The sequence below is a fragment of the Streptacidiphilus sp. BW17 genome (assembly GCF_041262485.1).
GTDB lineage: Bacteria > Actinomycetota > Actinomycetes > Streptomycetales > Streptomycetaceae > Streptacidiphilus.
Genome location: NZ_JBGCCR010000030.1, coordinates 18155 through 34085, shown reverse-complemented (window position 1 = coordinate 34085; position 15931 = coordinate 18155). Strand labels below are relative to the sequence as shown.

Sequence of the window (15931 nt, the reverse complement as noted above, 5' to 3'; positions counted from 1 at the left end):
CGCGAAAGGGAATCACCGCATGACCGACATCTGGGGCTACCGCCCCACCGCCCAGTACACCACCGGCACCGACCTGACCGGCTACCAGGTCGACGCGATCGACCGCCGCATCGGGAAGGTCGACGACGCCGCCGACGACGTCGGCTCCGCGTTCATCGTCGTCAACTGCAAGCCGTGCCTCTTCGGCAAACACGTGATGCTGCCCGCCGGCACCGTCACCCTCGTCGACGCCGGCCAGGAGACCATCCGCGTCGCCCTCACCAGGGACCAGATCAAGAACGCACCTGAGTACGACCCCGACGCCCACCGCGACGACACCGGCTACCGCGCCACCATCGGCACCTACTACGCACCCCGCTGAACAGCCCAGCCAGGCACGCGGGCATGGACGACACCCCCGCGCCGGACAACCCGAGCGCGCACCGACCCGCCCACCCCGTCCCCCTCCGGGACCTGAGACCGCGCCTCCGCACAACTTAGGGAAAGGAGGTGTTCCCCATGGTTCTCCTGATCGTTGTCCTTCTCCTGGCACTGGTTCTGGGCGGCGCCGGGTTCGCCCTGCATGCCCTGTGGTGGATCGCGCTGGTCGTCCTGGCCCTGTGGCTGCTCGGCTTCGTCTTCCGCGGCGAGCGCGCCGGCGCGGGCGGCCGCGGCCGCTGGTACCGCTGGTAGCCGCAGCAGGCAGACAACGTGACAACCCGCCGGTCAAGCCCGGCACCGCATGGCGCCCGGGCTTGACCGGGAGCGTGACAACAGAACCTTCTCGCCCTGCACGCGGCCGTGCAGGGCGGCAGCCGTGCCGAGTACATAGGGCGTCCAGGGTTCAACGTGCCGGACGGAGACGGCCGATGCGTTCCTGGCTTGCGTTGTCTTGCGGCGAGCTACCTTGGAATCGCGAGGCTGGGACTGGAGGCGATGGCCGTGAGCTGGGACGACGACGATCGTTACTGGAAGCTGGGCCAGTTCTGCGTCAACCGGGATGATCGCCGGATCCTGGTGCCCAAGCGAATAGGCTTCGGCCGCACGCTGAATTTCGCCCACCCGGTGGCCTGGCTGATGTTCGCAGCGCCGATCCTGATCGCTGTGCTTGCCGCCGCCTACAAGGGCTGACCGGAACCACAAGGCGCAACACGGCTAGGTTTTAGGCATCCGGTGGACCCCCGACAATGCGTCCTCGAGCTTGCTGTCGAGCAGATACCGGCATTCTCGGGCGAGCATGACTGGACCGGTCGACGGAGCTGATCATCTGGCGCGGTCCGTACATCAAGGGGCCGGCCGGGCGTCTGATGCAACAACAGCGGATGATCAGGCAGCACACGCAGCGTCTCGTCCCGCATCCGCCGGGCCTCCCGAGCCGCCGCCAACGGCGGCCACTCGTCCTCCCGCTCCTGCGACCGTTCCTTCTTGCCCTGGCCAGCCTTTGCAGACCGCGCGCCGAACCGGGGCTGACCTGCATGAATGACCGTCAAGAATGACGCGTCCCCGCGCATGCCCCGCAGCTGGGCACGTAGGGGTCATCGGCACGCCGCCCCCGGGCCGCGCCAGGGCGGCTCGGGGGCTTGAGGGACATGTATGCCGGGTGGTGCGCTAGACGGCGTTGCCGACTCGGGAGGCAGTGGCGGTAAGGAGGTCGGTGATGTCGAGGACGCTACCGCCGAGCAGGCCGCCGCTGCCAAGGTCGCTGCTGACGCCGTTGAGGAAGGACCCGAGGCCGTTGTAGGCCGCTCTGACAGGGGTGAGGAGGCCGCGGGTGTGCGGGGTGGCAGCGGCGGCGCGCGGTGCGGGGCGGGTGGCCGCGGTGGCCGCGGGGGCGGTGGCGAGGAGGGCGCCGAGCAGGGCGGCGGTGGCGGCGGCGCGCGTGAGGGTGGTGGTCATGCCCGGTCGGATATCCAGGGCCAGGCGCGGTCACGCCGCCGGGCGGGCGGCGTCACCCTCCGGTGCGGTGCGGAGCGTCCGGACGGCCGCCCCAGGTGGCACAGGATAACGACAAGGCTCCCGTGCCGCGTCGGCGACGGCCGAGGAGATCCGCGGCCAACCAAGGAGCGGGCGCGCCCTCCACCGTCTCTCTGACCCGGCCGAGGCAGCCGATCCCGCCCTTTCCGTCACCGAGCCATGGCCCGCCGCCCGTTGGCCGCCTTGATGAGAGCGGTGTTTCATAGGCGTATGGCCCGGTTCTGGGGCCGTTCCCGGGCCCCCACAGGCCCCGGTTCCACCGATGGGGACCGGGGCGGCCCGCGCCCGGAGCGGGATCAGCAAAGTGACCGGCGCCCGGACCGGCAGCTTCCGCCTGAGCGTCGCCGGGCGATCCTCGGCATGCGCAGCGTCGCCGGACAGGTTTTCATCCTCCAGGTCGTGATCATCCTGGTGCTGGTGCTGGCCGCAGGCATCGAGGTCTTCGTCCAAGCCCAGCACGACACCACGGTGGAGGCCAGGAACCGGTCGCTCGCGGTGGCCCAGACGTTCGCCAACGCCCCCGGAACCGTGGCCGCGATGGAGTCGGCCCACCCGACCGCGCTGCTCCAGCCGCGCGCCGAGGCCACCCGCCTGGCGACCGGCGTGGACTTCGTCGTGGTCACTGACGACCACGGAATCCGCTACACCCACCCCATTCCCAACCGGATCGGCAAGAAGTTCGTCGGCGACATCGGCCCCGCGCTCGCCGGGCAGACGGTCACCGAGACCATCCAGGGCACGATCGGCCCACTGGTGCAGGCGATCGTCCCCGTCTTCGACAGCCACCACCGGGTGATCGGCGTTGTCTCCGCGGGCATCACGCTCAAGAAGATCAGCAGCACCGCGCAGCACCGGCTGCCGGTCGTCTTCGGGGCGGGCGCCCTGGCTCTCGGGCTCGCCACCGCCGGGACCTGGCTGGTCGTACGGCGGCTGAGACGCCAGACCCACGGCCTCGGCCCGGCTGAGATGACCCGCATGTACGAGCACCACGACGCGGTACTGCACGCGGTGCGCGAGGGCGTCCTCATCATCGGTGACGACCGCCGCATGCTGCTCGCCAACGACGAGGCCTGCCGACTGCTCGACCTACCCCTCGGCGAGTACGGCCGTCGGCTCGTCACCGACCTGGGTCTGGACCACCACCTGACCGAGCTGCTGGACTCCGGGCACGCCGTCACCGACGAGGTGGTCAGCGCCGGCGAACGGCTGCTCGTGGTCAACATTCGGACCACCGGCCACGACGGCGGCCCATCCGGCGTCGTCGCCACGCTGCGCGACTCCACCGAGCTGCGCGCCCTGACCGGCAAAGCCGACCAGGCCCGCAAGCGCCTCAAGCTGCTCTACGAGGCCAGCGCCGCCATCGGCACCACGCTGGACGTGACCCGCACCGCGGAGGAACTGACCGAGGCGGCCGTCCCGAGATTCGCCGACTTCGTGACCGTCGATCTGGCGGAGCCGCTGCTGCGCGGGGACGAACCCACTCCTGGCCGGCCGACGGACCTGCGTCGCGCCGCCCTCCACGGCGTCCGGCCGGACACTCCGTTCTTCCCGGTCGGGACGTCCATCCCGTTGCCGTCCGGAACGCCGCACGCCCACGCCCTCGACGGGCACTCCGTCCTCGAGCCCGCTCTGTCCGACCCCGCGTCCAAATGGCGACTGACCGACCCGGAGCGGGCCGAGCTGATCCTAGAGCAGGGCGTCCACTCCTTGGTCACCGTGCCGCTGCTGGCCCGCGGCCTGCTGCTCGGCGTGGCCCACTTCTACCGATCGGAGAAACCCGAGCCGTTCGACGCCGACGACCTGTCGGTCGCCGAGGAGCTCGGGGCCCGCACCGCCGTGTGCATCGACAACGCCCGTCGCTTCACCCGCGAGCACCAGATGGCGGTCACCCTTCAGCAGAGCCTGCTCCCCGGAGGCCTGCCCGAGCAGAGCACCCTGGACGTGGCCTACCGCTACCTGCCGGCCGAGGCCGGCGTCGGCGGCGACTGGTTCGACGTCATCCCCCTGCCCGGCGTCCGGATCGCGCTGGTCGTCGGCGACGTGGTCGGCCACGGCCTGCACGCCGCGGCCACCATGGGCCGCCTGCGCACAGCCGTGCACAATTTCTCCACCCTGGACCTGCCGCCGGACGAGCTGCTCGGCCATCTCGACGTCCTGGTCAACCAGATCGACCAGGACAGCGCGGCCACCGACGGCGAGACCTCCATCACCGGAGCGACGTGCCTGTACGCGATCTACGACCCCGTCTCGCTGCGCTGCAGCATGGCCCGGGCCGGACACCTGCCGCCCGCGCTGGTGCACCCCGACGGGTCGGTCGAGTTCCCCGACCTGCCCGCCGGGCCGCCGCTCGGCCTGGTCGGCGCGCCCTTCGAGACGGCGGAGCTGGAGCTGCCCGAGGGTAGCCAACTCGTGCTCTACACCGACGGCCTGGTGGAGGACCGTGCACGGGACATCGACATCGGCCTCGACCTGCTGCGTACCGCGCTGGCCCGGCCGCACCGGACGCCGGAGGAGACCTGCCAGGCGGTGCTCGACGCGCTGCTCCCCAGCCGTCCCACCGATGACGTCGCCCTGCTGGTGGCCCGGACCCGGGCACTGCCGGCCGACCAGGTCGTGGCCTGGGACCTCCCGGCCGACCCGGCGGCCGTCGCCCGGCTCCGGGCGGACGTGACCGAGCAGCTGAGCGCCTGGCAACTGGACGAGCTGGCCTTCGCCACCGAACTGATCGTCAGCGAGCTTGCTACGAACGCCATCCGCTACGCGACGGAGCCGATCCGGGTACGCCTGCTGCGTGACCGGGCCCTCGTCTGCGAGGTCTTCGACGGCAGCAGCACCTCCCCACACCTGCGGTACGCAGCCACCAGCGACGAAGGCGGCCGGGGACTCTTCCTGGTCGCCCAGCTCTCCGAGCGCTGGGGCACCCGGTACACGGCCGACGGCAAGGTGGTCTGGGCCGAGCAGCCCCTGCCGTGATCCCGATAGTCACCGTGCCGCGCCGCCATCGGGCGGCGGCCACGCCCGGTCCCATCATCGCCGCGGAACGCAACCGGCTACGCGCCGAGCTGGCATGAGGAGAATGGGCCGGATCGCCGACCTGCTCGGCGAGAGCGGATCCTCGACGTCGTAAGGCGATGTCACGCTGACGCCGCACCGCCCGCGGTGACTACGCCTTGCCCGCGAGAACGATCTCCAGCTCTCCGTCGGCGTACTGGGTCCGGATCAGCTTTTTGTCGAACTTCCCAACGCTGGTCTTGGGCACCGCCGGAATCAGTGCCCAGCGCTCCGGCAGCTGCCAGGAGGCGACCCGCTCGGCGAGGAAGGCCCGCAGTGCGGCGAAGTCGACGGAGGCGCCGTCACGCAGCACCACGGTGGCCAGCGGACGCTCGCCCCACTTGTCGTCGGGTACCGCGACCACGGCGGCCTCGGCTACGTCGGGGTGGCCCATCAGGTGGTTCTCCAGCTCCTGGGAGGAGATCCACTCGCCGCCGGACTTGATCACGTCCTTGGCCCGGTCGGTCAGGGTCAGGTAGCCCTCGGGGGAAAGTGTGCCGACGTCCCCGGTACGCAGCCAGCCGTCCGGGGTGAACTTGTCGTCCGGGCGCTCAGGGTGCGCATCGGTGCCGTCGCCGATCGCGCCGCCGAAGTAGGCGCCTGCGATCCACGGGCCGCGGACCTCGAGTTCGCCGGCCGACCGGCCGTCGTGCGGGAGGAAGTCCCCGGCGAGGCCGGCCAACCGGGCCTCCACGGAGGCCGGGAAGCGGCCCTGGGTGATCCGATAGGGCTGCTCCTCCTCTGGGGTGAGGCCGGCCGGGGGGTGGGCGACCGAGCCCAGCGGGGAGGTCTCGGTCATGCCCCAGGCGTGAATCAGCTCGATACCGTGGCGTTCCTTGAAGGCGCGCATCAGGGCCGGCGGACAGGCCGAGCCGCCGATCACCACCCGTGTCAGTGAGGAGGTGTCGTACGAGCCGCGGTCCAGCTCGCCGAGCAGTCCGGTCCAGATGGTGGGGACCGCAGCGCTGAAGGTGGGGCGCTCGGCCGCGATCATCCGAGCGATCGCCTCGGGCTGGAGGAACCGGTCTGGCATCAGCAGGTTGGCGCCGGACATGAAGGCGGCCTGCGGGACGCCCCAGGCGTTGACATGGAACATCGGCACCACCGGGAGGATCCGGTCGCGGGTGCCGAAGCCGAAGCTCTCCACGGTGTTGACCTGAAGGCAGTGCAAATAGATGGAGCGGTGGCTGTAGGCGACGCCCTTGGGGTCTCCGGTGGTGCCGGAGGTGTAGCAGAGGGCGGCGGCGGCGCGCTCGTCGATCCCGGTGGCCCAGGGGAACTCGGTCGGCCGGTCCGCGATCAACTCCTCGTAGCCGTGGACGGTGCCGGTGAAGCCGGCGAGGGCGCTGCGGTCGCCGTCGCCGACCACGACGATGTGCCTGAGGGTGGTCTGGAGCAGCGGCAGAGTGGGGGCGAGCAGCGGCAGGACGCTGTCGTCGACCAGGATCACGTGATCGGCCGCGTGGTTGATGATGAAGGCCAACTGGTGGGTGGGCAGGCGCAGATTGAGGGTGTGCAGCACCGCACCCATGCCGGGCACCGCGAGATAGATCTCAAGGTGCTCGGTGTTGTTCCACATCAGGGTGGCGACCCGCTGGTCACCGCTCACGCCGAGCTCGTCCCGGAGCGCGTGCGCGAGCCGGGCGGCCCGTGCGCCGACGTCGGCATAGGCGCGGTGCCGAGCCGAGGTGCCGTTCCAGGTGGCGACGGTGGAGCGGCCGTGCTGGGTCGAACCGTGGACCAGAATCCGGCCGAGGGTGAGCGGTACGTCCTGCATCGTGCTGAGCATTCGGGTCCTCCCTGATGTGTCGGTTGCGCCCCGCGGCGCTGTTGCCGGTCATCCCGGGGCGGGGACGGCAAGGCCGCCGGGGCTTCCGCCCTCAGCCACCGGTGCCGCCGGGGAGCGGCACCCGGGTGCAGCGCCGGCGGCTGAGGACGCCGGCGTCCGCCGGGGAAGCGCGGTCGGGCAGGGCCTGGACGGTGGGCTTCCTGGCGGCGGCCGCCGCGTGCTCCTGTTCCGCGTGGCGGGGTCAGGAGGCGGTGGGCACCGCGCGGTTGTCGGCGGTGAACGGTCGTCCGCAGACGAGCTCGGACTCGCGCCCGTCCGGGCCCACCGGCACCTCGCCGAGCAGGGTGACCCGGTGCAGGCGCCGGTCCACCTCGAGGTGTTCCAGGTCGCGCGGGGCGAGGTGCGAGGTGACCCGGTTGTCCCAGAAGGCGACGTGCCCTGCCTCCCAGCGGAACCGCACCGTGTACTCGGGTCGGGTGATCTCGGCGAAGAGCAGGTCGAGGATGTGCTGGCTCTCGTTCGCGGAGACGTCGACGATGCTGCTGGTGAAGCCGGGGTTGACGAAGAGCGCGCGCTCCCCGGTCTCCGGGTGCACGCGCACCACCGGGTGGACCGCCACCAACAGATTCTCCTTGACGGCCCGGGTGAACTCGTTGTCGTTCTTGAACCCGTAGCTGCCGCCGTAGCGGTGCTCGGCGCGCAGGGTGTCGACGAACGCGCGGACCGGGGCGGACAGCCCCTGGTAGGCCGCGACCAGGTTGGTCCACTGGGTGTCGCCGCCGAAGTCGGGGACGACCTCGGCACGCAGGATGGAGCCCGCGGGCGGGTTCACCGCAGGGGTGACGTCGGTGTGCCAGCGGTACTCGTCCCGGAAGCCCTTGCCGAAGCGCTTCTCGAAGCGGGCCGGGTCCACAGTGAAGATCTCCGGGTGCTCCTCCGGCGGGGCATTGTCGTGCGGGTGGGCGAAGGTGAGCTCGCCGAAGCGACGGGCGAAGGCGATCTGGGAGGCGTGGTCCAGCGTCTGGCCGCGGAAGAAGATGACCTTGTGGCGGTGGAGGGCCTGCCGGATCTCCTCGACGGTTGCGGCGGACAGCGGTTGGGACAGGTCCGCGCCGTCGATGTCGGCGCCGATGTGTCCGGCGACCGGTCGGATGGTGAGGCTGCTCATGGTTACGGTGTCCTTTCTGTTGCGGTCGTGCTGGTGGGAAGCGGCCACGGATCGACATGGACGATGTTGAGCGGGGACTCGCCCGAGACGTCGACCCTGCACGGCAGTTGGCCGTCGGCCAGGATGTGGTCGGCCTGGAGTCGCGGTGCGCAGGGCACGTCCCGGTCCACGACGTTGGAGCGGGCCTCTCCTTGCAGCCGTCGACGCAGGAGGTGTTGATCCATGCGTCGGCCTGCCGGGTTCCGCAGCTCGCTTCGGTGACCGCTGGGTACAGTCTGGCCCGGAGGCACCGATTGATGGAAGTGGCCGCTAGAGACCGCAGCGATCGTCACTGTCGATCACCTGGCGACCCGTCGCGCAGGATGCATCGGACTGCCAGGGGCCCGGACGCACCAGGCACCCCCGACCGGCGGCCGGGGGTGCCTGGCATACGCGATGACGACCCGTGGTTCGTCCTGGGCCTGGACTCCGAGGACTGAAGCGTGCTCAGCTGGACGCCGCTGCGGACCGCTCGGTTGCGTCCCGCGTAGTGGCTGTCACGAAGTTCCGACCAGGGGCTGCAGCGCGAGGTGGCCGTGGAGACGCCTGGAACAGTTCAGGCGTTGGGCGCGAGGTCGGTACCCGCGCCCCGACGGCGCACCGAGACCAGGTCCGGACGTGCCTGACCCGGCGTCGGATCGGGCGCGCCGTCGCCGCACGGGGCGCAGCCGCCGTACCCGCCCGAACCGCACCCGGGCGATGCTGGTGCAGCCGCGCGGTGCTCGGGCAGCGTCGTGGTGCCCGCGCCCTCCACCTCGAAGCCCGCGTCCGCGATCATGTCGAGGTCGGCCCCGCCGGCCTGGCCCTCGCTGGTGAGGTAGTCGCCCAGGAAGATCGAGTTCGCCAACTGCAGTGCGAGCGGCTGCATCGAACGCAGATGGACCTCGCGACCGCCCGCGATGCGGACCTCCACGTCCGGGCACACGAACCGCACCATCGCCAGGATGCGCAGGCAGCGCTGCGGGGTGAGGTTCCACTCCTTCGCCAGCGGGGTGCCCTCGAACGGGATGAGGAAGTTGACCGGCACCGAGTCCGCGTCCAGGGCCCGCAGGGCGAAGACCACGTCGACGAGATCCTCGTCGGTCTCGCCCATGCCCGCGATGAGTCCGGAACAGGCGGACAGGCCGGCAGCCTGCGCCTGCTGCACCGTCTCGACCCGGTCCGCGTAGGTGTGCGTGGTCGTGATGTCCCCGTACGTGGCCTCCGAGGTGTTGAGGTTGTGGTTGTAGGCATCCGCGCCGGCCGCACGCAGCCGCTGCGCCTGGCCGTCGGAGAGCAGGCCGAGGCAGGCGCACACCTCCACGCCCTGGTTCTGCTCCTTGATCGCCTCGATGGTCTTCGAGACCCGGTCGACGTCCCGGTCAGTGGGGCCTCGCCCGCTCGCCACCAGACACACCCGCTTCGCGCCGCCGGCGACGCCGGCGGCCGCGGCCTGCGAGGCCTCGTCGGGCTTCAGCCAGGTGTACTTGAGGATGCCGGCCGTCGAGCCGAGGCGCTGCGAGCAGTACGAGCAGTCCTCGGGGCAGAGCCCGGACTTCAGGTTCACCAGGTAGTTGAGCTTCACCCGGCGCCCGAACCACCGGCGGCGCACCTTGCCGGCGGCGGCCACCACATCGAGCAGGTCGTCGTCGGAGGTCGCCAGGACGGCGAGCGCTTCTTCGCGGGTCGGCAGCTCGCGCCGCAGTCCCTTGGCGACGAGGGTGTCGAGCAGGTCCATCGGTCCTCTTCTCTGGAGTCCTCGCGCTCGGGCGGGAGGGGTATGACGTTGCGCGGCAGGTGTTCAGACGGCTCCCGCCTGGTCGATGCTCATGCCGGTGGTCTCGCGGGCGCGGAGCATGACAGGTCCCAGGCAGAGCAGAAAGACGGCGCCGACGATCCAGAACGGCGCGCCGTTCCCCCAGTGGGCCTGGACGTAGGGGACGGACCCGGCCACGACGACACCACCGAAGAGGCGGCCGATCGACTCCACCCATCCGGCTGCCGTTCCCCGTATGGAGGAGGGGAACTGCTCGGCCGTGAACAGCCGGGAGAAGGGCACCATGCCGGTGCTGAAGAACGCCGCGAGAAGCCCGAAGCAGACGCTCAGTGACGCGTTCGGTGACATCGCCAGCAGGCTGTAGCCGACGACGGAACCGAGGCTGAGGACCAGAAAGGTCTTCTTGCGCCCGATGCGGTCCGCCATGCGTCCCACCGTCAGCGCGCCGACCACCCCTGCGACGACGAGCGCGGCGGTGGCGAGCAGCGCTTGGTGGCTGGACAGTCCCATGCCCGCGTACAGCGTCGGCGCGTAGACGACCATCACGTAGCCGCTCGCGGTACCGCCGACGCAGATCAGCAGGGACAGCGCGAACCGACCCAGGAGTGGCCGGCGCAGCAGAGCCGTGGCCCGGTGGCCCGGTGCGGCGTGAGCCTCGTACTCGGTCTGCACGACATCGGTGATCCCGGGGTGCGCCAGGCCCTCCCCGTCCGCGAGTCCCGCCTCGCGTTCCATCCGCTCGACGAGAGCCTGAGCCTGTGCCGTCCGGCCGTTGAGCAGCTGCCAGCGGGGGCTCTCCGGCAGGTGGAGGTGGATGAAGGGGATCGCCACGGCGGGCAGGGCGCCGAGGAGGAACAGGATGCGCCAGGACCAGGTGAAGGACGTGTTGCCGATCACGGCGAGCGCGGCGAGCTCGGGGATGACGTAGCTCAGCGCGAGCACGGCGGAGGCGGTGGCGATCACCTTGGCGCGGGATCGTTTCCCCAACAACTCCGAGAGCAGCAGGTAGGGGATCGGGAAGACCGCGCCGAGTGCGAGGCCGCCCAAGGCACGCATCGCCATGATCCAGCCGGTGTCCGGGGAGACCGAGCAGGCTGCGGCGAAGAGCGAGAACGAGCTGATGCCGTAGAGCAGCACGACCTTGCGTCCGTAGCGGTCCGCGAGACGGCCCGCGAGCGCCGCACCGACGAGAATGCCGAGGGTCGAGGCGATGCCCAGCTGGGCGGTGCTCTGCGAGGTCAGATGCCAGGGCCCTTTCACGATGAGCAGGACGGGGCCGATGATGCCGGCCTCGAACCCCTCCGCGACCCAGACGACGGTCAGCAGCACCGTGGTCAGCAGAGCTGTCCTCGTCACGGGGAGCCGGTCCAGGCGGGCGAGCAGGTCGGTGGTCGCCACCGGGCCTGAAACGGCATGGGTTTCGCGCATGACGAACCTCCTGGGGGGTGAACAGGGTCGCCGGAGGTGAGGACCTCGCGGTGACCGAGACGAGACGTCAGCCGGCGTCGAGAACCATGACCATGTAGGCGGACATGACCATGCCTCCCGCCTGCACCAGACAGGTGCGGGCTCCGGGGACCTGACGTGCGCCGCATTCGCCGCGCAGCTGGCGGACCGCCTCGATCATCAACTGCATGCCGAACTGGCCGGAGTGGTTGAACGACAGCCCTCCGCCGGAGGTGTTCAGCGGGAACGCCCCGCCCGGGGCGATACGCCCGCCGCCGACGAACGCGCCCGCGCCGCCGGGTTCGCAGAAGCCGAGTGCCTCCAGCGCGACGAGTACGTTGATGGTGAACGCGTCGTAGATCTGCACCAGGTCGAGGTCCTGGCGGTCGATCTGCGCCATGGTCAGCGCCTCGTCGGCGACCGTGCGCAGCGCGCCGTCGTCGAGCCAGTCGTCGGTGCCGAGCGGGGTCAGGTGGTGGCGGTAGGTGTCGCCGAAGCCGCGGATCGTCACGGGCCGGCGGGCCAGGTCGCGGGCACGTTCCGCGCTGGTGAGGATCATGGCACCGGCGCCGTCGTTGATCTGGCAGATGTCGAGCTTGCGCAGCGGGTCAGCGATCAGGGGCGAGGCGAGGTAGTCCTCCATGGTCAGCGGTGACTGCACCGCCGCGCTCGGGTTGAGCTGCGCCCAGCGGCGGGCGGCGAGGGCCACCTCGCCCAGGTGCTCGGGCGCGCCGCCGTAGCGGTGCTGGTAGAGCTGGGCCAGCATCGCGTAGTAGCCGACCGGGTTGAGCATCCCGTAGGGCAGGGCGAACTGGCCGATCGGTGACCGCGGGTCCTGGGCGTGTCCACCGCGGGCCCTGCTCCTGTCCAGGCGCTGGGTGCTGCCGTAGGTGACCAGGGCGACCTCGCAGAGCCCCGCCTCGATGGCGGCCATCGCGTGCACCAGGTGGGTGATGTTCGACTGGCCTCCGACGACGGTGTTGTCCGCGTAGCGCGGATGGATGCCGAGGTACTCGGCGACGAGCAGGGCGTTGGCGCGGTCGTCCCAGTGGGCGAAGACACCGTCGATGTCGGTCAGGCTGAGCCCGGCCTCGAGGACGGCGTCGCGGGCCGCGCGGCACTGCAGTGACAGCGCGGTGGCCCCGGCGGGGGCCTTGCCCAGTCCTGCCTCGCCGAGCCCGACGATGGCGTGGCGTCCGGAGAGCTTGGTCTTGTCCACTGCCATCCCTCAGACCGTCGCCGTGTCAGCGCCCGTGTCCGCGCTGGTGAGCCTGGCGCGGACGTCCTTCTTGAGGACCTTGCCGACCGCGCTGCGCGGCAACGTCTGCCAGAACTCCACCTGCTTGGGGGTCTTGAGAGCGCCGAAGCGGGTCCGGCACAGCTGGACGATCTCCTCGGCCGTCGCCTGCGCTCCGGGCTTCAACTCGACCACGGCGGTCAGCCGCTCACCCCAGTCGGCGTCCGGCACCCCCACGACGGCACAGTCCTGTACCGCGGGGTGCGACCAGATCAACTGCTCGATCTCACTGGGGTAGATGTTGAACCCGCCCGAGATCACCATGTCCTTCTTGCGGTCGACGACGTAGAGGTAGCCGCTCTCGTCGAAGACCCCGATGTCACCGGTGTGGTGCCAGCCGAAGCGGTGGGCCTCGTCGTTCGCCTCGGGGTTGTTGAGGTATCCGGGAGAGACCAGCTCACCGCGGGCGACGATCTCACCGCGCTCGCCCGGCGCGACGATCGTGCCGTCGTCGTCCATGAGCACCACCTCGCAGGCACCGGTCGGCCGGCCGGCGGACTGCAGGTGCCTGACGGCCCGCGGATCGTCGCTGAGGTAGTGGTCCTTGCGGGAGAGGCAGGTGATCACTCCGGGCACTTCTGCCTGGCCGTAGAACTGGACGAAGACCTGACCCCAGAGCGCCAGTCCTTCCTTGAGCTTGTCGACCGACATGGGGGCCGCACCGTAGATCACGTACTCGAGCGAGGAGCAGTCGCGCGTGCGGGCGTCCGGGTGCGCCAGCAGCCGGTAGATCATCGTCGGCGGCAGGAAGACGTGCGTCACCCGCTCACGCTCGATCAGTTCCAGGATCACCGCCGGATCCGTCGACGGCGCCATCACGTTGCGCGTGCCGAAGGCCGACAGGCCCATCGCCGTGGCGCCGGCCGCATGCGTCAGCGGTGCCACCACCAGGTGCACCGGGTCCCGCTCGGGCGGGCAGAACTGGTTGGCGATCCGGTAGGCGGACAGCAGGCTGCGGTGGGTCTGCAGGATCGCCTTGGGGCGGCCGGTGGTGCCGCCGGAGGACTTGATCAGTGCGACGTCGTCGAGGCCTCGACGCGTCTCGCACCTCTGCCCGGCGTGGTCCCGCTGCCAGGCCTCGATGCTCGGCCCGGTCGTGTTCTGCCCGGTCGCGCCCTGCTCGTTCAGTGCGATGCACGTCTTGAGGGTGGGGACCTCGGCCTGGATGCGGTCGAGGTCCGGCAGGTACTGCTCGTGGTAGACCAGCGCCGACAACTCGGTGAAGCGCATGAACCAGATCAGGTCCTCGATCTGGTCGCGGGCGTTGAGCGGCACGTAGCTCGCGCCCGAGCGCAGCACCCCGAGCATCGCCACGAAAGCGCTGGGGTGGTTCGGCGAGAGGATGCCGACGCTGCCGCTGCCCAGACCTTCCTGGGTCAGGCCGTGCGCGATGGCGTGTGAGGCGACCACGACGTCGTGATAGCTGAGCTGCACTGCGTCGGACTGCAGGAAGGTGCGGTCAGGGAACCGGGAGGCTCCGGCGTCGAAGTAGTCGGTGATCATCGGTCTTCCAGGTGGGCCAGGGTGAATTGGGGAAGGACGCAGGTGCTGCTGATCCGTTCGAAGCGGACCTCGACGCGGGCCCCGATGCGCATCTGCTCGATCGGGCAGTCCACGAGGTCGGTCAGCATGCGCACCCCCTCGTCGAGGTCGATGACGGCCACGGCGTAGGGGACCTTGTCCGCCATCGAGGGGTGGGCCGGGATCCGGCAGACCGTATAGGTGTAGACGCGGCCGAGCCCCGCCGACTCGACCCACTCCAGGCGGTCCGAGAGGCAGGCCGTGCAGAAGGCGCGCGGGTAGAACTGATGACGCGCGCAGCTCTCGCAGCGCTGGATCACCAGGCGACCCTCGGCGGCCGCCTCCCAGTAGGGCCCGCTCTCGGCCGTCGGGGTCGGCTCGGGACGTGCGATGGGGTCAGTCATGGTCGCCGGCCCGTCCGTTGGCGCGGAACTCGACGCCGGGCGCGACCAGCCGGACCCTGCGCTTGCTCGGCATGCGGGCGAGACCCGCCACCAGTTCCACGATCGACTGCTGCACGCTGAAGGTGTCCTCGACCGGGACGAGTCCGTCGATCTTCTCGTCGCCGTACATGTAGCGCAGCAGCAACTGGTCGTCCGACTGGTTCCGGTAGCGGCTGCGCAGCGCCGGCAGGACCGGGTCCAGCGTCGGCGGGGTCTCGGCGACGTCCCGCGAGCCGTTGCCCAGCACACGGTCCTTGATGTCGGCGTCGATGGGCAGCGGCAGGTCGCCGTAGTATCCGCAGACGTACTTCTTCACCTCGTCCGGCACCACGGAGTAGCGCTCACCGTGCAGGACGTTCATCACGGCCTGGGCGGCGACGATGGCGGGGAAGGGGGTGGCCATCACCGGTGAGCCCAGCTCCTCGCGCACCCGGCCGATCTCCTCGATCACCGCCGGCAACCGGTCGGCGATGCCCGCCTGCTTCAGCTGCGCCTCGAGGTTCGTCATGGCACCGCCGGCGTACTGCGTCTGGTACAGCGAGGGGTCGAACTCGGCGGGGACTCCTACGGGATAGCCCAGGTCGGCGGCGAGCTTGCCGAGATAGTCGCCGACGTCGTCGAGCAGCCGGTCCTCGACGTTGACGTCGAACCCGAGGGCGCGCAGGTCGCGGGCGATCGACTGGGCGGACGGCAGCGAATTGCCGTTGGCCAGCGGGTCCACCGCCGTCATGATCTGGTCCGCGCCGTACACCGCGGCCTCGAGGGCGACCTGCGGGCCCGTCGCGGTCAGGCAGTGAGTGATCAGCTCCAGCCGCTTGTCACCGATCGCCGCTCGCAGCGCGGGCACCAGCGTCCGGGTTCGTTCGACGGTCAGGCTGCCGCCGGCGTCCCCCAGACAGACGGTGTCCACGTCGAAGCGGTCGATGACCTCACGGGCCTGGCGGACGTAGAAGTCGTCGTCGTAACCCGGCGCGAGGTTGAACACGAGTCCGACCAGCACCTTCGCCCCGAGCCGCTTGGCGACGCGGATGCCGGGGGCCACGTTGTCCCAGCAGTGCAGGGAGTCGAGCACTCCGAATTCACGGATGCCGTTGGCGGCCATCCGCTCGACGAAGAGTTCGTTGACGTCGTCCGGCTGCGGGAAGAAGCTCCGCATCAGGTTGCTGCGGATGGCACCGCGCAGGGGTGTCGAGGTGATCCGCTCCCGGAGCAGCCGCACCCGCTCGAAGGGGTCCTCGTTGAGGAAGAGGACGCCGGCGTCGAAGCCCACCAGTGCGAGGGCGTCGATGCTGTGGAATCCGGAGTCGTCGAGCTGTTTCGCGATGGGCAGCATGTGCTCGGTGCGCATCCGGGTCGCCCACAGGCACTGGTGGGCGTCCCGGAAGGTGCTGTCGACCAGGTCGATCGTCCGGCGCCGGCCGGTCCGGGCCGTCTCGGCTGCGACAAGAGAACGCAGATGACTGAGCAT

14 protein-coding genes are annotated in these 15931 nt (G+C 70.5%); 4 read left to right on the top strand and 10 right to left on the bottom strand.

The genetic code is table 11. From position 1 onward, the window contains the following. Nucleotides 1–19 precede the first annotated feature (19 nt). The 3 genes from ABH940_RS28565 to ABH940_RS28555 all read left to right on the top strand — a co-directional run bounded on the left by ABH940_RS28565 (nucleotide 20) and on the right by ABH940_RS28555 (nucleotide 1110). Nucleotides 20–361 carry a PRC-barrel domain containing protein gene (locus ABH940_RS28565; RefSeq protein WP_370071952.1) on the top strand — a complete coding sequence of 114 codons (342 nt, stop codon included), beginning with the start codon at nucleotides 20–22 and terminating at the stop codon, nucleotides 359–361. A gap of 137 nt (nucleotides 362–498) precedes the next feature. Beyond that, complete coding sequence (locus tag ABH940_RS28560; protein WP_370071951.1) at nucleotides 499–672, top strand: hydrophobic protein; 174 nt, start codon at nucleotides 499–501, stop codon at nucleotides 670–672. A 249-nt stretch (nucleotides 673–921) separates the two neighbouring features. Beyond that, complete coding sequence (locus tag ABH940_RS28555; protein WP_370106573.1) at nucleotides 922–1110, top strand: DUF5808 domain-containing protein; 189 nt, start codon at nucleotides 922–924, stop codon at nucleotides 1108–1110. Between the two features lie 477 nt (nucleotides 1111–1587). On the opposite strand, the gene ABH940_RS28550 is transcribed toward ABH940_RS28555, so the two are convergent. Then, on the bottom strand, nucleotides 1588–1875 hold the full coding sequence (locus ABH940_RS28550; RefSeq protein WP_370106572.1) for a hypothetical protein: 288 nt from the start codon (nucleotides 1873–1875) through the stop codon (nucleotides 1588–1590). A 288-nt stretch (nucleotides 1876–2163) separates the two neighbouring features. Here ABH940_RS28550 and ABH940_RS28545 point away from each other — a divergent pair, with 288 nt between their 5' ends. Next, a complete protein-coding gene (locus tag ABH940_RS28545; RefSeq protein WP_370106571.1) occupies nucleotides 2164–4926 on the top strand; it encodes a SpoIIE family protein phosphatase in 2763 nt (920 codons plus the stop codon). A gap of 190 nt (nucleotides 4927–5116) precedes the next feature. Here the strand turns inward: ABH940_RS28545 and ABH940_RS28540 are convergent, their stop codons facing one another. The 9 genes from ABH940_RS28540 to ABH940_RS28500 all read right to left on the bottom strand — a co-directional run bounded on the left by ABH940_RS28540 (nucleotide 5117) and on the right by ABH940_RS28500 (nucleotide 15931). After that, nucleotides 5117–6793 (bottom strand): long-chain fatty acid--CoA ligase, encoded by a 1677-nt coding sequence (locus tag ABH940_RS28540; protein WP_370071948.1) that lies wholly within the window; start codon nucleotides 6791–6793, stop codon nucleotides 5117–5119. 241 nt (nucleotides 6794–7034) lie between these two features. Then, the gene (locus ABH940_RS28535; RefSeq protein WP_370071947.1) at nucleotides 7035–7961 is read right to left on the bottom strand and encodes a TauD/TfdA dioxygenase family protein; all 927 of its coding nucleotides are present in this window, start codon (nucleotides 7959–7961) and stop codon (nucleotides 7035–7037) included. A gap of 2 nt (nucleotides 7962–7963) precedes the next feature. Further along, nucleotides 7964–8185 carry a hypothetical protein gene (locus ABH940_RS28530; protein ID WP_370071946.1) on the bottom strand — a complete coding sequence of 74 codons (222 nt, stop codon included), beginning with the start codon at nucleotides 8183–8185 and terminating at the stop codon, nucleotides 7964–7966. Between the two features lie 371 nt (nucleotides 8186–8556). Next, complete coding sequence (gene bioB, locus ABH940_RS28525) at nucleotides 8557–9717, bottom strand: biotin synthase BioB (protein WP_370071945.1); 1161 nt, start codon at nucleotides 9715–9717, stop codon at nucleotides 8557–8559. 63 nt (nucleotides 9718–9780) lie between these two features. Next, nucleotides 9781–11184 carry an MFS transporter gene (locus ABH940_RS28520; protein ID WP_370106570.1) on the bottom strand — a complete coding sequence of 468 codons (1404 nt, stop codon included), beginning with the start codon at nucleotides 11182–11184 and terminating at the stop codon, nucleotides 9781–9783. Between the two features lie 67 nt (nucleotides 11185–11251). Next, nucleotides 11252–12427, bottom strand: coding sequence for a hypothetical protein (locus tag ABH940_RS28515; protein ID WP_370071943.1), 1176 nt, complete (start codon nucleotides 12425–12427; stop codon nucleotides 11252–11254). Nucleotides 12428–12430: 3 nt separating this feature from the next. Continuing rightward, complete coding sequence (locus ABH940_RS28510; protein ID WP_370071942.1) at nucleotides 12431–14002, bottom strand: class I adenylate-forming enzyme family protein; 1572 nt, start codon at nucleotides 14000–14002, stop codon at nucleotides 12431–12433. Beyond that, nucleotides 13999–14424, bottom strand: a complete 426-nt coding sequence (locus ABH940_RS28505; RefSeq protein ID WP_370071941.1) for a Zn-ribbon domain-containing OB-fold protein — start codon at nucleotides 14422–14424, stop codon at nucleotides 13999–14001. Before ABH940_RS28505 ends, ABH940_RS28510 begins: the two co-directional genes overlap by 4 nt. Continuing rightward, the gene (locus ABH940_RS28500) at nucleotides 14417–15931 is read right to left on the bottom strand and encodes a hypothetical protein (protein WP_370071940.1); all 1515 of its coding nucleotides are present in this window, start codon (nucleotides 15929–15931) and stop codon (nucleotides 14417–14419) included. Before ABH940_RS28500 ends, ABH940_RS28505 begins: the two co-directional genes overlap by 8 nt.

Excerpts from the sequence above, each read along its gene's own strand:
- ABH940_RS28505 (WP_370071941.1), bottom strand. The coding sequence starts at position 14,424 with ATGACTGACCCCATCGCACGTCCCGAGCCGACCCCGACGGCCGAGAGC.
- ABH940_RS28550 (WP_370106572.1), bottom strand. The coding sequence starts at position 1,875 with ATGACCACCACCCTCACGCGCGCCGCCGCCACCGCCGCCCTGCTCGGC.
- ABH940_RS28515 (WP_370071943.1), bottom strand. The coding sequence starts at position 12,427 with ATGGCAGTGGACAAGACCAAGCTCTCCGGACGCCACGCCATCGTCGGG.
- ABH940_RS28530 (WP_370071946.1), bottom strand. The coding sequence starts at position 8,185 with ATGGATCAACACCTCCTGCGTCGACGGCTGCAAGGAGAGGCCCGCTCC.
- ABH940_RS28510 (WP_370071942.1), bottom strand. The coding sequence starts at position 14,002 with ATGATCACCGACTACTTCGACGCCGGAGCCTCCCGGTTCCCTGACCGC.
- ABH940_RS28500 (WP_370071940.1), bottom strand. The coding sequence starts at position 15,931 with ATGCTCAGTCATCTGCGTTCTCTTGTCGCAGCCGAGACGGCCCGGACC.
- ABH940_RS28560 (WP_370071951.1), top strand. The coding sequence starts at position 499 with ATGGTTCTCCTGATCGTTGTCCTTCTCCTGGCACTGGTTCTGGGCGGC.
- ABH940_RS28565 (WP_370071952.1), top strand. The coding sequence starts at position 20 with ATGACCGACATCTGGGGCTACCGCCCCACCGCCCAGTACACCACCGGC.
- ABH940_RS28545 (WP_370106571.1), top strand. The coding sequence starts at position 2,164 with ATGGCCCGGTTCTGGGGCCGTTCCCGGGCCCCCACAGGCCCCGGTTCC.
- ABH940_RS28540 (WP_370071948.1), bottom strand. The coding sequence starts at position 6,793 with ATGCTCAGCACGATGCAGGACGTACCGCTCACCCTCGGCCGGATTCTG.
- ABH940_RS28520 (WP_370106570.1), bottom strand. The coding sequence starts at position 11,184 with ATGCGCGAAACCCATGCCGTTTCAGGCCCGGTGGCGACCACCGACCTG.
- bioB (WP_370071945.1), bottom strand. The coding sequence starts at position 9,717 with ATGGACCTGCTCGACACCCTCGTCGCCAAGGGACTGCGGCGCGAGCTG.
- ABH940_RS28535 (WP_370071947.1), bottom strand. The coding sequence starts at position 7,961 with ATGAGCAGCCTCACCATCCGACCGGTCGCCGGACACATCGGCGCCGAC.